11 protein-coding genes are annotated in these 13519 nt (G+C 60.7%); 2 read left to right on the top strand and 9 right to left on the bottom strand.

Features of this window, described 5'->3' with window-relative positions; genetic code table 11:
* Positions 1-48: 48 nt before the first annotated feature.
* Positions 49-393: a DUF427 domain-containing protein gene (locus CLV74_RS00815; RefSeq protein WP_106262313.1), complete on the top strand. Its 345-nt coding sequence runs from the start codon at positions 49-51 to the stop codon at positions 391-393.
* 87 nt (positions 394-480) lie between these two features.
* On the opposite strand, the gene CLV74_RS00810 is transcribed toward CLV74_RS00815, so the two are convergent.
* Positions 481-2157, bottom strand: coding sequence for a chloride channel protein (locus tag CLV74_RS00810; protein WP_425430960.1), 1677 nt, complete (start codon positions 2155-2157; stop codon positions 481-483).
* Positions 2158-2237: 80 nt separating this feature from the next.
* Between CLV74_RS00810 and CLV74_RS00805 the strand changes: the two genes are divergently transcribed.
* Complete coding sequence (locus CLV74_RS00805; RefSeq protein WP_106262312.1) at positions 2238-3614, top strand: FAD-binding oxidoreductase; 1377 nt, start codon at positions 2238-2240, stop codon at positions 3612-3614.
* Positions 3615-3733: 119 nt separating this feature from the next.
* On the opposite strand, the gene recN is transcribed toward CLV74_RS00805, so the two are convergent.
* The 8 genes from recN to murB form a co-directional block, all read right to left on the bottom strand.
* Positions 3734-5389, bottom strand: a complete 1656-nt coding sequence (recN, locus tag CLV74_RS00800; protein ID WP_106262311.1) for a DNA repair protein RecN — start codon at positions 5387-5389, stop codon at positions 3734-3736.
* A gap of 30 nt (positions 5390-5419) precedes the next feature.
* Positions 5420-6304: an outer membrane protein assembly factor BamD gene (locus tag CLV74_RS00795; protein WP_106262310.1), complete on the bottom strand. Its 885-nt coding sequence runs from the start codon at positions 6302-6304 to the stop codon at positions 5420-5422.
* 102 nt (positions 6305-6406) lie between these two features.
* The gene (gene lpxC / locus CLV74_RS00790) at positions 6407-7327 is read right to left on the bottom strand and encodes a UDP-3-O-acyl-N-acetylglucosamine deacetylase (RefSeq protein ID WP_106262309.1); all 921 of its coding nucleotides are present in this window, start codon (positions 7325-7327) and stop codon (positions 6407-6409) included.
* A gap of 215 nt (positions 7328-7542) precedes the next feature.
* The gene (gene ftsZ / locus CLV74_RS00785) at positions 7543-9207 is read right to left on the bottom strand and encodes a cell division protein FtsZ (protein WP_106262308.1); all 1665 of its coding nucleotides are present in this window, start codon (positions 9205-9207) and stop codon (positions 7543-7545) included.
* 175 nt (positions 9208-9382) lie between these two features.
* Positions 9383-10717: a cell division protein FtsA gene (gene ftsA, locus CLV74_RS00780; protein WP_211298996.1), complete on the bottom strand. Its 1335-nt coding sequence runs from the start codon at positions 10715-10717 to the stop codon at positions 9383-9385.
* Positions 10714-11577 (bottom strand): cell division protein FtsQ/DivIB, encoded by an 864-nt coding sequence (locus tag CLV74_RS00775; protein WP_106262307.1) that lies wholly within the window; start codon positions 11575-11577, stop codon positions 10714-10716. The genes ftsA and CLV74_RS00775 overlap by 4 nt, the downstream gene beginning before the upstream one ends.
* The gene (locus CLV74_RS00770) at positions 11574-12488 is read right to left on the bottom strand and encodes a D-alanine--D-alanine ligase (protein WP_211298995.1); all 915 of its coding nucleotides are present in this window, start codon (positions 12486-12488) and stop codon (positions 11574-11576) included. Before CLV74_RS00770 ends, CLV74_RS00775 begins: the two co-directional genes overlap by 4 nt.
* Before the next feature lie 103 nt (positions 12489-12591).
* Positions 12592-13518 (bottom strand): UDP-N-acetylmuramate dehydrogenase, encoded by a 927-nt coding sequence (murB, locus tag CLV74_RS00765; protein ID WP_106262305.1) that lies wholly within the window; start codon positions 13516-13518, stop codon positions 12592-12594.
* Position 13519 lies beyond the last annotated feature (1 nt).

Raw genomic sequence — 13519 nt, 5'->3', positions numbered from 1 at the left:
AAATCGTCATCCCGCCGTGGCAGAGGAATAGATACAGGGGGACTGTACATGTCGGAACAAATCAAGGTCCACGCGAATGCGGGGACATATGTTGTGCGTGCTGGTGGGGCCGTACTGGGCGAAAGCCAGAATACGCTGGAACTGGTCGAAGGCGATCACACGCCCGTCATCTATTTTCCGCGTGAAGATATCGCGATGGCGTTTCTGGACGTCTCGGACCAGCGTACCAGCTGCCCCTTCAAGGGCGATGCGCAGTACTACAACATCGTGACCAAAAGCACGACGATCAAGAACGCAGGCTGGTCCTATGAGGACCCCAAGCCCGGTCTGGAAAAGATCAAAGGCTATCTGGCCTTCCACACCAGCGGTCAAGTCGCCGTGGAGCAGCTGTAATTTCCGCAGCACGCTAAGGATTATGAATCACACGCGCTCTGCCACAGAGCGCGTGTTTTTCTTTGTGTAGTTGCCAGCGCCAGCGGATCAGGAATGCTCTTCTCTGGCGGTCTCGGCCAAGGCCTTGTTGAAGGTGCGCAAGGCGTCCAGTTGGAACAACGCGCCCAAGATTTCTGGCGCGCCCTCGCCGCTGCTGGCGCGGATCACCGGCAGATAGTCCGCGCCGGACTGATCGAACAGGCGCATGGCGTCGCGCAGGGTCTGACCTGCGGTCAGATAGGTGCCGCTTTCGGCCAGTTCATTCAGATGCTCTTCTGGGGCCGCGCTGGGATGATCGGGACGGCGCATCACGGACATGACCGAATACATCTTCAGCAGATAGGCCTGCGGCCCCGCCGCCAGTTGGATATCACGCCGCATCAACTGGGTCAGGAAGAAACTCCGGTCGACCAGTCGCGTTGACAGTGCAGTCGCGCTTGAAACTGCAACCATCACCGCCAGACCCGTTTGCCAGTCGCCGGTCAGTTCGAACACAATCATAGTGGTGGAGATCGGCGCGCCAAGGACCGAAGCCGCGACTGCCCCCATCCCCGCCAGCGCATAGAGCGTAGGCGAGCCGGAAAAGTTCGGGATAACCCCCGTGGCGATGATCCCGAAGGCAGCGCCGGTCAGGGCCCCCGTCATCAGCGCAGGTGAAAAGACTCCACCCCCCATGCGGCCCGCCATGGTGATTGCAACTGCGATGATCTTGAGCAGCGCAAAAACGATTGCCTCATGCAGCAACAGATCGCCGTGCAACGCACGAGCGGTGGTTTCATAGCCGACGCCGATGATGTGCGGGAACCATAGGGCGATCACCCCAAGCATCGCCCCCGTCACCATCGGGCGCATCCAAGGCCGCAGATGGGTGCTGGCCTGCACACGGTTGCCCACGTTATCGGCCCAGAAAATCAGGCGCATCAGAACCACGCCGACGACCGCTGCCACAAGGCCCAGAATGAAAAAGGCCGGAAGCTCTTGGTAGAAGGCAAGGATGGTGGATGAGGCTAGCGAAAACTCGCTGCCGTCGCCAAAGAACATCCGCGCGATCACACTGCCCGCCACGCTGGCCACGGCGATGGGGGCAAAGGCCTGAATGGCAAAGTGGCGCAGGACCACCTCCATCGCGAAAAGCGCCCCCGCGATGGGGGCGTTAAAGCTGGCCGCGACGGCGGCTGCCACAGCACATCCCATAAGGTTGCGGCCCGTGATCCCATCCGCCTTAATCCGCGCACTGATAAAGGTACTCAGCACCGCCGCAAGGTGCACGACCGGCCCCTCACGTCCGCTGGAGCCGCCGCTGGACAAGGTAATCAATGAGGCCAGCGCCGAGGCCAGACCCGCCCGCCGCTCGACCCGTCCGTTGTTCAGGGCGGCGCCCTCGATCACATCCGCAACCGAACGCACCCGCCCATCCGGCGTGAAACGATGCAGAATGATCCCCACGACCAAGCCGCCAAGGGTTGGAATGCCTACTACCCACATCCAAGGCAATTCGCCCAGAAAACTGTGCAAATGCGAGACATCGTCGGTCCCGTATAGCGCCTCTTGCAAGTACTGGATGCCAAAGCGAAAACCAACGGTCGCCAGCCCCGACAGCACACCGACAAACAGCGCGATCAGCCAGAACTGGGCCTGCCCCGGACCTTCTTCTACCAACCGGTGCCAAGCTGCCTTAAGCTGGACAACTTGCAGCCCTGCAGATTCCTTAAAAAAGTCTTTCACATTCGTTCGCCATGGACTGTTCGCCTTTTGCCTGCCCAAATTGCTTTCTAGTCTGCGCCGGATGTTAAACGAGGCGGTCTATGAAATACCAAGAAGCGTTGAACGAGCTTGCTACCTTACTAGGGCAACGGATCAGTTGGTCCAAGTTTGAACTTGAAAGCCACGGACAGAGCGAATCCTATTTTCCGTTAACGCTTCCCGATGCGGTGGCCTACCCCACCTCTGCGGGCGAGTTGAGCGAGATCGTCAAGATCTGCGCCAAACACGCAATGCCCGTGATTGGCTGGGGCGCAGGCACGTCGCTGGAAGGGCACGCGCTGGCCCATCAAGGCGGACTGGTCGTGGATTTTCGCAATATGGCGGCGGTTCTGGCCCTGCACCCCGAAGACATGACCGTGACCGTCCAACCCGGCATCACCCGCGAGGTTCTGAACGAGGAACTGCGCGCCACGGGGCTGTTCTTTCCTGTCGATCCGGGGGCGAATGCCTCTATCGGTGGCATGGCGGCCACTCGGGCCAGCGGCACCACGGCGGTGAAATACGGCACCATGGCTGACAATGTTCTGGCGCTAGAGGTGGTGTTGGCCGACGGGCGGATCATCCACACGGGCTCTCGTGCGCCGAAATCTGCGGCGGGCTACGATCTGACGGCCCTCATGGTCGGCTCGGAAGGGACGTTAGGATTGATCACCGAATTAACCTTGCGTCTACAGGGCCAGCCCGAATGCAGCGGCGCAGCTGTCTGCGCTTTTGATGACATCGGCGCCGCGGTGGATACGGTGATCGAGACCATCCAATATGGCCTACCCATGGCGCGGATCGAATTCATTGATGGTCCCACGGCGGCGGCAGTGAACGCCTATTCCGGCAGTGATTTGCCCGAGTGTCCCCATCTGCTGGTCGAGTTCCACGGATCAGAGGCGGCTGTGGCCGAGCAGGCAGAAACCTTTGGTGAAATCCTAAAAGAGCACGGCGGCAAAGGTTTCGAATGGGCCAGCCGCGCCGAAGATCGTACCGCGCTATGGCACATGCGCCATCACGCCTATTGGGCGATCCTTGCCAGCCGCCCCGGCGCACGGGCGGTTGTTACTGACCTTTGCGTGCCGATCTCGAAACTGTCCCAGGCCGTTGAAGAGACCCGCGCTGATATTGCCGAAAGCGGCATCCCCGGCCCGATTCTGGGGCACGTGGGGGACGGGAATTTCCATGCGATCCTGATGATCGATCCGGAAAAGCCCGAGGAACTGGAGACCGCGAAAGCACTATCCAGCCGCATGGTCAAACGCGCCCTTGCCTTGGGCGGCACGGTGACCGGCGAGCATGGTGTCGGCTATGGAAAGCTGGACTATATGGCTGCAGAGCACGGCGGCGGTTGGGACGTGATGGGCGACATCAAAAAGGCGCTTGATCCGCAGAACATCCTGAACCCCGGCAAGGTCGTCCGTTTCCCCGCGTGAGGCGCAGGCGGCGTTTCGAGTATTTATGCAATAAGGAAGGGGCTGCGGTTGCGCGGCCCCTTTTGGTTTTTGACAAGCATCGCGGCCTGAGCCGTGAGTATTTGGATCAAGAAGACGCCTTATTGGGCGCTCAAAAGCGCACGGGCTGCGTCACGGGCAGCATCGGTGATTGTGTCGCCGGAGATCATACGGGCGATCTCATCAATGCGCTCCGAGGTGCCCAGAGGCATGACCTTGGACAGGGTTTGACCCTGATCATTCACCGATTTCTGCACATGCCAATGGTGGGCACCGAGGGCAGCCACTTGTGGCGAGTGCGTAACGACCAGCACCTGACCATCGCTGGCCAGACGCGCTAAACGGCGACCGACTGCATCGGCGGTTGCACCACCGACGCCGCGGTCGATCTCGTCGAAGATCATCGTGACGCCCGTGGTTTCCCGCGACAGGCACACCTTTAGTGCCAACAGGAAGCGCGAGAGTTCACCGCCTGAGGCAATCTTGGCCAAGGGGCCGGAGGGTGCGCCGGGGTTTGTGGCAACCGTGAACGAGACGTTGTCGATGCCTTCGGGGCCGGGTTCGGCCGCCTCCAAGGCCGTGGTGAAAACAGCGCGCTCCATCTTCAGCGGGGCAAGTTCGCCCATCACCGCCTGATCAAGCCGCAGGGCGGCGTCTTTGCGGGCGTCCGACAGGGCGTTTGCAGCGGCTGTGAAGGCGGCGTCCGCATCCTTCAACTCTTTGCGCAAGCGGGCGATGTCGCCTTCGCCGGCGTCCAGCGTGCCAAGGCGTGTGCGCATCTCTTCTGCGAAATTGCCCAGATCGTCCGGGGTGACCCCGTGCTTGCGGGCAAGGCCACGGATGGCGAAGAGGCGCTCTTCAATGGCCTCAAGCTCTGAGGGATTGAAGTCCAGATTATCAAGCACACGCTCAACGGCGTGGGTGGCTTCGCCCAGTTCGGTCACAGCACGGCCTAGAGCGGCGATTGCTTCATCCAGTTGGCCATCGGCATCGCCCGCGATGCCGTCCAGCCAGCGCATGCCGTCACTCATGGCGCCTTCGGCACCATCCATCCCCAGAATGCCGAAAGCCCGGGCCAGATCGTCGCGGATCTTCTCGGCGCCTTGCATCCGTCGGCGGGTGGCGTCCAGTTCGGCGTCTTCACCGGGTTGGGGGTCCAGCTTGTCGAGTTCGGCTACGGCGTGACGTAGGAAGTCCTCTTCGCTGCGCATAGCGGCGAATTGGGTCTCGGCCTGAGCCAGTGCTTTTGCGGCCTTGGAGCGGGCCTGCCAAAGGACGCGTAGATCGGACAGCGCTGACCCGTGACCTGCGAATTCGTCCAAAAGCTGGCGGTGGCCGCGCGGGTTCAGAAGACCGCGATCATCGTGCTGTCCGTGCAGTTCCACCAGCGTTTCCGACAGATCCCGCAGCACGGTGCCCGACACGCGCCGATCATTGACCCACGCGGTTTTGCGGCCGTCCGCGGTGTTCACACGGCGCAGCAGCAGTTCGTCCCCGACGGGCAGGCCCGCCTCTTGCAGAATGGCGATGGCGGGATGGTCTGCGGGCAGATCGAATTCCGCGATCACCTCGCCCTGCTCTGCCCCGCTGCGGACCAGCTCCGCCCGTCCACGCCAGCCAAGAACAAAGCCAAGGCTATCAAGCAGGATCGATTTGCCTGCGCCAGTCTCACCGGTCAGCACGTTCAGCCCTGATTGGAAATCAAGGCGCAGGTGGTCAATCAGCAGGACATCACGAATATCAAGCGTGCGAAGCATCTCTGGGTCCGGAAATGGGCTAAGCGTGGATCAGAGCCACGCGCCCTTGATCATCTGTCGGTAAATCTTTGCCAGCCAGTTGTCGCCCTTGGCCTCGGGCGTCAGGCCCTGACCAGTGAGCAGCGCGTAGCTTTCCTCGTACCATTCACTGCCTTGGTAGTTGTAACCAAGGATCGCGCCAGCGGTCTGTGCCTCGTCGGTCAGACCCAGCGAGAGATAGGATTCCACCAAACGGTGCAGCGCCTCTGCGGTGTGGGTGGTGGTCTGGAAATCCTCGACCACGACACGGAAGCGGTTGATGGCGGCGGTGTAGTGTTCGCGCTTCAGGTAGTAGCGGCCCACTTCCATCTCTTTGCCCGCCAGATGATCGAAGGCCAGATCAAACTGCAGGATCGAGCTTTCCGCATATTCGCTGTCGGGGTAGCGTTCGATCACAGTGCGCAGGGCTTGCAGCGCCTGATAGGTCAGGCCCTGATCGCGGCCCACATCGTCGATCTGGTCATAATAGCTGAGCGCCAGCAGGTACTGGGCATAGGCGGCATCTTCGTCAGCGGGATAGAAATCGATATAACGCTGCGCACTGGCGCGGCTGTTCTCGTAATCCTGATCCTTGTGGAAGGCGAAAGCCTGCATGATCAAGCCGCGTTTAGCCCAATCTGAATAGGGATAAAGACGTTCGATCTCGCCAAAGTAGGTGGCGGCTTTCGAGTATTTCTTGTCCGCCAGCTCATATTCGGCGCGGGCAAAGATTTCCTCTGCGGTGAATTCTTCCAGTGGGGCAGCGTTCTGCCCGCCCTCGACGAAAGCGCGCTGGTCGCCACCGAAGGGGCGTTCCGGCATCATCGAGCATCCCGCCAAAGCGGTGCCCAGAAGCAATACTCCAGTAAATGTCCGGAACCCTGTGCCGATGCTCATACCTGCCCACCTCAATCTTCTGTCCTCAGAGGAAAACCTCCGGTCAAAGCGGTGTTAGCACAGAATAATCTGGTGCAAAACGTCTTAACGTCGCTTAAACGATCACGCTACCGCGGCCAAATCCGACTGATGCAAATCGGTGCCAGGCAGATGTGCAACCTGCTCGGGCGAGCATGCAACATAGCGATAGGCACTGGGATCGGCGAACAGGGCGTGCAGCAGAAGGTTGGTCAGAGTGTGACCTGCCTTGTAGCCGGTGTAGCGGCCCAGAATGGGCTGACCAGCCAGCGCCAGATCCCCCAGCGCGTCCAGCATCTTGTGACGAACGGGTTCATCATCGTGACGCATGCCGCCGGGGCTAAGCACGGCGTCACCGTCGACAACCACGGCGTTTTCCATGGTGCCGCCAAGGGCAAGACCGTTCTGGCGCATAAAATCAACGTCCGACATGCGGCAGAAGGTGCGGCTGTCACAGAGTTCGCGGACAAAGGTGCCGTTCGCCATGTGCAGGGATTTGCTTTGCTTGCCGATTGCAGGATCCACGAAGTCGATCGCGAAATCGATGTGCAGCGCGTCAGCGGGGCTAAGCGTGGCGGTGGCATCGCCACGGGTGACCGAGACCTCTTTCAGCACCTCGATCGCCATCAAGGCTGCGCCCTGATCCGTGGTCCCGCGGGCCATAATGCCGCGCACGAAAGGTGCGGCGCTGCCGTCAAGGATCGGAACTTCGGGACCGTCGATGTCAATCAGCGCGTTATGGACGCCGCAGCCGGAAAGAGCGGCCATCACATGCTCGACCGTCGAGATCGAGATGCCTTCGTCGTTCACAAGTTTAGTGCAGAGGGGCGAATGTTCAGCCAGATCCCAATGGGCGGGAATCAACTGGTTGCAGCCATTCAGATCAATGCGTCGGAAAACGATACCGTGGCCTGTGGGCGCTGGGTGAATCGTCAGTGTCGCGGGTTTGCCCGAATGCAGACCTTTGCCCGTGAAGGTGACGCTTTTGGTGATCGTGGTTTGCACGTTGGCCCCATTACTCCGCGCGGATTACCGCTGGTGAAAATTAGGTAAACTTCCGGACACAAATGCTCAACTCAATCTTTGCAACACAGTGAAACATACCCGTCCTTTTGAGCGGCGAAAATATGCCTATGGGGATTTGACGGGTTTAATGTCTTGCTTCTGAAAACAAAAAGGGCCGCCCAAACGGGCAGCCCTTTGTTTCAATCCGGTAACGTTCAGTTCGCCTGACGACGCAGGAAGGCCGGAATTTCGATCTTTTCATCCGCAGGATTGTTGTCCGCATCTTCTTCGAAGTGCTGGACCGGCGGTGCCACGCGGCGTGCCGGCTGTGCGCTAGCGGCCGGCTTGGCGCTGTCGCCCGAACCGGTCATGCGGTTGATCAACGAATTGATTCCAAAGCGCGACTTCTCGGGCGCTGCCGGAGCCTGCGGCTGAGGCGCTGCGGGACGCTGCTGCGGACGGGCCGAGCCGCTGTTGTTTACCGCATCGCGCAGACGGGCCAGAGCCTCGGGCGACGGAGTACCGGGTGCGGCGGCGCGGGGTGCAACAAATTCCTCGGGCTGCGGCTCATAGTGCATCGGCTGCTCGGGCTGACGCATTTCGGGACGCGGCTGATATGCGGGCGGGGGCAGATCTTCCTGTGCAGGCGCCTCATAGGCCTGCGGTGCAGGTGCTGCCTGCGGCGCGGGCTGAGGCTGCGATGCGGGCTGGAACGGCTGAGGCTGACGACCCATCGCAGTATGCTGCTGTGCGCGGGTCGGCTGCGGTGCAGGCGCGGCCTCAGGCTGGAACAGGTTCTCCTGCTGGGGCGCGGCTGCGGGCTGCGCGGGTGCAGATTGTGCTGCGGGCGCTTGCGCTGCGGGCTGCAGAGGCTCGGACATCTTGCGGCGGGGCGCAGGAGCGTCCATCGCAGGGCTTGCATCGATGCCGGTGGCAACAACGCTGACGCGCATCTGGCCTTCCATCGACGGATCGAGGGTCGAACCGACGATGATGTTCGCCTCGGGGTCCACCTCTTCGCGGATGCGGTTGGCGGCTTCGTCCAGCTCGAACAGGGTCAGATCGTGGCTGCCGGTGATGTTGATCAGAACGCCCTTCGCACCGCGCAGGCTGATTTCGTCCAGCAGCGGGTTTGCGATGGCCTTCTCGGCGGCCTGAATGGCGCGATCTTCACCCGACGCTTCGCCAGTGCCCATCATGGCTTTGCCCATCTCATCCATCACAGCGCGAACGTCTGCAAAGTCGAGGTTGATGAGGCCCGGACGGACCATCAGGTCAGTCACACCTTTGACGCCCTGATACAGAACGTCGTCGGCCATGCTGAAGGCTTCGGTGAAGGTGGTCTTTTCGTTCGCCAGACGGAACAAGTTCTGGTTCGGAATGATGATCAGGGTATCGACGACCTTTTGCAGCGCCTCAACGCCTTCTTCGGCCTGACGCATCCGCTTGGCACCTTCGAACTGGAAGGGCTTGGTCACGACACCAACGGTCAGAACACCCAGTTCACGTGCCGCCTGCGCAATGATCGGCGCAGCGCCAGTGCCGGTGCCGCCGCCCATACCAGCGGTGATGAAGCACATGTGTGCGCCCGCCAGATGGTCAACGATTGTTTCGATACTTTCTTCGGCCGCTGCGGCACCCACGCTTGCACGTGCGCCTGCACCCAGACCTTCGGTGACTTTGATCCCCAGCTGAACGCGGGCCTCGGCCTGGCTTTGCTGCAGCGCCTGAGCGTCGGTGTTTGCCACGACAAACTCGACACCCTCGAGCTGCTTCTCGATCATGTTGTTGACGGCATTGCCGCCCGCCCCACCAACACCGAACACGGTGATACGGGGTTTCAGCTCATCGGTTTCGGGCATCGATAGGTTCAATGTCATGATCTGTCCGCCTGCTTATGCGCCCGTGCCACCGGGCCGTTTTGTCCTTCAGTTACACGTTATTCTACGCGTCCTGTCAGTGAACGTCATCCAAAAAGTCACAGTAACAACACAAAATCTGGAGCGTTTTACGCACGGAAAAGCGGCATTTTGCCAACTTCACAACATTTTGCGATCACCAGTTGTCTCGGAACCACTTTACAGCCCGCTGAAGCGAGCGGCCCGGATAACGCTCGGCGGGGGTGTCAAAGTCCCACCATTCGTCCTGCGGATGGGCTGCAAAGCAGCAAAGCCCAACCGCGCTGGCAAACCCGGGGCCGGTCGCGGCCTGCGGCAAACCATGCACGCGCAGCGGGCGTCCAAGGCGCACCTGTTGTCCCAGAATGCGACTGGCCAGCCCGTCTAGACCGGGGATCTGACTGCCGCCACCTGTAAGTACGATTTGCTGACTGGGCAGATGATCGAAACCTGCGGCATCCAATCGGGCGCGCACTTCTTCCAGAATTTCTTCCACGCGCGGACGCATGATGCCAATCAACTCGGCGCGAGAGACGCTGCGGCGGTCGTGTTCCCAATCGCCGGTGGCACCGTCCAGATCGATCATCTCACGGTCGTCCATTCCGGTGGCATAGACACCGCCATAAAAGGTCTTGATCCGCTCGGCGGTGGTCATCGGCACCTGTAGACCCATCGAGATATCACTGGTCACATGGTCGCCGCCCATACGCACGCTATCTGCATAGATCATATGCTTACGCATGAAGATCGACACGCCGGTCGAGCCGCCTCCCAGATCGATACAGGCCGCACCAAGGTTCTGCTCATCCTCGATCAGCGCCGAAAGACCCGAGACATAGGCGCTGCTGGCCACACCGGCCAGCTCCAGATCACATCGCTTGATGCAGTAGGCAAGGTTCTGGATCGCGGTACCATCAACGGTCAGCATGTGCATATCGGTGCTCAGGCTGTGACCGATCTGGCCGCGGGGGTCTTGCAGACCCGAGCGATGGTCCAGCGCAAAGTTCACCGGCTGCGCGTGCACAACTTCGCGGCCCTGACCGTAATCGGGCACTTCGCACGCGGCCAGAACGCGCGCCACGTCCTGTTCCGTCACCTGACCGCCGTCCATATCAATCGTGCCGTCCAGACCGTAGCTGCGGGGACGCGCGCCCGAGAAACAGGCGATCACGTGGTCGACCCGCAGGTTCGCCATCTTTTGCGCGGCCTGAACAGCGGTACGGATCGCACGTTCAGTTTCCGCCATCGCCGAGATTTCGCCGAACTTCACGCCGCGCGAGCGGGTAGTCGCAGCGCCCACAACACGGAAGCCCGCCTGCCCCGCCATCGAGCCGATATCCTCGCCTTCGACAAAGGCGTCGGTCCGGTCGAACCGAAGCACCAGACAGGCGATCTTGGAACTGCCTACATCCAGAATCGCGATGACCCCGCGCTGCAGGGCCGCTTTCCGCATCGCGCGCATGGCGCGTTGGGTCTCATATAGCTCGGTCATTTTGCACGTTCCTCGGTCATTTTCCGGATGCGCAGCAGTTCTTCCTGTGCTGTCGGGGTCATCCGTATTGTCGGCCTTTGGGCCAGACGCATATCCACTGCGGCCACATCCCTGGCCAGCAGATCATTTGCCTCAGCCAGAGCCACAACCTGCTCTAGCGCCTGCAGAGGCTGTTCAGTCGGCAGCATGATCCGCTGCTCTCGGTCCAGAACCAGATCCCATCGGCGCTCGCCCACACGGACAAGGCCACGGATGCGGTCTTGCAGCGGGGCCGCCGCTGCAAATAGGCGCAGAGCTTCTTCAACGTGCTCTTTTGCGCCAGCCCCGACGATCAGGGGCAAATCAGGACGGTCGGTGCGGCTATCCAGTGTTCCGGCGCGGATGCCCGCGGCGTCGATCGCTTCGATCCGGCTGCCTTGACGCCAGACCATAACCGGCTGACGCTCGATCACATGCATTTGCAGAACGCCGCCCGAACGGACCTGCAGGCCCACATCAGCCACAGCATCCAGCGCCAGCATTTCGTTGGCAATCGCCCCCACATCCAGATCGAACGAACTGACCGGGAAATCCACCGGCATCAGGGCGCGAATGGCGGTCTGGGTCTCTTCGCTGGCCCCGTCGATGGCCATGATCTTGACCATAAATTCGGGGCGATGTTCGAAATCGTGGCGCAGCTTGGCCACGGTCGAGGTAAACACCTCGCGCCGCTCGGCATCCCCGAAGTAGATTGCGCCACAAAGGGCAACCAAGGCGATCGGCGTGCCAGTACGCAGCAGGCGGCGATAGAACGGGGTCAACCAAAGCCGCTGGAAGCGGTAGGCCCACCGCGAGGGGGCAGGATCGAAGCGGCGCATCATCGATTGCACGAGGCGTCCTCCACCATCCAGCGAACGAAGGCGCCAAAGCTCATGCCCGCAACGCCCGCCTGTTCGGGGCTCAGCGACGTCGGCGTCATACCGGGCTGGGTGTTGGTCTCCAACAGGATCAGACCTTCAAGGCCCTTCTCTTCGTCCCAGCGGAAATCCGTGCGCGACACACCGCGGCAACCAAGCGCATCATGGGCACGCAGGGCGTAATCAAGACAGGCGTCAGTGATCTCTTGCGGCAGATCCGCAGGCACCACATGGCGCGATCCGCCTGCCACATATTTGGCGTCATAATCGTACCAGCCATCCGTCAGAATGTCGGTCACACACAGGGCGCGATCACCGACGACAGTGGTGGTCAATTCGCGGCCCGGCACATAGGCCTCGACCATCAGAACATCGGGCATATCGTCGGACAATTGCGGCGGCGTATTTGCGCCTGCTTCGACCAGATAGACCCCGACGCTGCTGCCTTCATTGTAAGGCTTAACCACATAAGGCGGCGCAATGACGTGGCTGGCCATCACTTCGGATTTGCTGGCCAGAACACTTTCCGCAACAGGAAGACCGGCGGAACGGTAAATCTGCTTTGTACGTTCCTTGTCCATCGCCAAGGCCGAGGCCAGCACGCCAGAGTGTGTGTAGGGGATGCGCAGCCATTCCAGAATGCCCTGAACGCAGCCATCCTCGCCCCAGCGGCCATGCAGCGCATTGAAGACAACATCGGGCTGAATTTCTGCAAGACGCGCGACAAGGTCAGGCCCTGCGTCGACCTCAATCACCTTGAATCCTTCATCCCGAAGGGCGGTTGCGCATTCTCGCCCTGACGACAAGGACACCTCTCGCTCAGCCGAGGGTCCGCCCATCAGTACCGCCACAGTCGGGTGTGCCCTGCTCGACATCACCACATCTGCCTCTGTATCCGGCCTTTTGCAGGCCTTTTAATCTGCCTCGCCCCCATTTTGAGGGCAATTTCCGCATTTGCGGATATTTTTTAATTAATTCTTACAGATCGCGTTTGGGTTCACCAATACGGATCACTTCCCATTCTAACTCTAATCCACTGGTTTGGAAAACCTTTTTTCGGACAAGTTCCCCTAACCTTTCGAGATCATCCGCAGTTGCCTCTCCTGTATTTACAAGGAAATTCGAATGCATCTCGCTCATCTGCGCGCCGCCAACGCGGGCGCCGCGCATTCCGGCCTCATCGATGACCTTCCACGCCTTCAACTCATGTGTATCGTCGGCGCGGCCTGTGCTGCTGTAACCTGCAGGGTTGCGAAAAGTACTGCCCGCAGTGCGATCTTTTGTCGGTTGGGTCGCGTCGCGTTTTGCCAGTTGCTCATCCATTTTGGCCGCCAGCGCATCAGGATCACCCGCCGCACCTTCAAAAGTGGCCGAGGTCAGCACCCAGCCCTCGGGCAGATGGCTGCTGCGATAGGCAAATTGCAGATCTGCGGGGGTCAGCGTGACCCGCTCACCCTGCCGCGTGACGGCCTCCGCCTCGATCAGGTGATCGGCCACGTAGCTGCCATAGCAACCCGCATTCATCCGGATCGCCCCGCCGATCGCGCCAGGGATCGTACGCAGGAAGGTCAGATCAACCCCCGCCGCAGCCGCGCGTTTCGCCACCATGGAATCCAGAATCGCCGTCCCGACACACACGCGGGTGCCGTCAATCTCGATCCCGTTAAAGCCACGTCCCAGACGGATCACGACAGCACGTATGCCCCCGTCACGCACAATCAGGTTCGAACCTACGCCAATCGGAAACACCGGCACATCCGCAGGCAGGTTCGCCAGAAACTGCTGCAGGTCGTCCATATCGGCGGGCTGGAACAAATAATCCGCAGGCCCGCCCACGCGCAGCCATGTCAAATCCGCCAGAAGACGGTTCGGAGTCAGGGTGCCACGCACATCAGGCAGGGTCATG

The sequence above is a fragment of the Donghicola tyrosinivorans genome, from assembly GCF_003003355.1.
GTDB lineage: Bacteria > Pseudomonadota > Alphaproteobacteria > Rhodobacterales > Rhodobacteraceae > Donghicola > Donghicola tyrosinivorans.
Note: the sequence above shows the minus strand (reverse complement) of the source record. Positions and strands in the feature narration are given on the sequence as shown.

Excerpts from the sequence above, each read along its gene's own strand:
- CLV74_RS00815 (WP_106262313.1), top strand. The coding sequence starts at position 49 with ATGTCGGAACAAATCAAGGTCCACGCGAATGCGGGGACATATGTTGTG.
- CLV74_RS00805 (WP_106262312.1), top strand. The coding sequence starts at position 2,238 with ATGAAATACCAAGAAGCGTTGAACGAGCTTGCTACCTTACTAGGGCAA.
- recN (WP_106262311.1), bottom strand. The coding sequence starts at position 5,389 with ATGCTTCGCACGCTTGATATTCGTGATGTCCTGCTGATTGACCACCTG.
- CLV74_RS00795 (WP_106262310.1), bottom strand. The coding sequence starts at position 6,304 with ATGAGCATCGGCACAGGGTTCCGGACATTTACTGGAGTATTGCTTCTG.
- ftsZ (WP_106262308.1), bottom strand. The coding sequence starts at position 9,207 with ATGACATTGAACCTATCGATGCCCGAAACCGATGAGCTGAAACCCCGT.
- ftsA (WP_211298996.1), bottom strand. The coding sequence starts at position 10,717 with ATGACCGAGCTATATGAGACCCAACGCGCCATGCGCGCGATGCGGAAA.
- CLV74_RS00775 (WP_106262307.1), bottom strand. The coding sequence starts at position 11,577 with ATGATGCGCCGCTTCGATCCTGCCCCCTCGCGGTGGGCCTACCGCTTC.
- CLV74_RS00770 (WP_211298995.1), bottom strand. The coding sequence starts at position 12,488 with ATGTCGAGCAGGGCACACCCGACTGTGGCGGTACTGATGGGCGGACCC.
- murB (WP_106262305.1), bottom strand. The coding sequence starts at position 13,518 with ATGACCCTGCCTGATGTGCGTGGCACCCTGACTCCGAACCGTCTTCTG.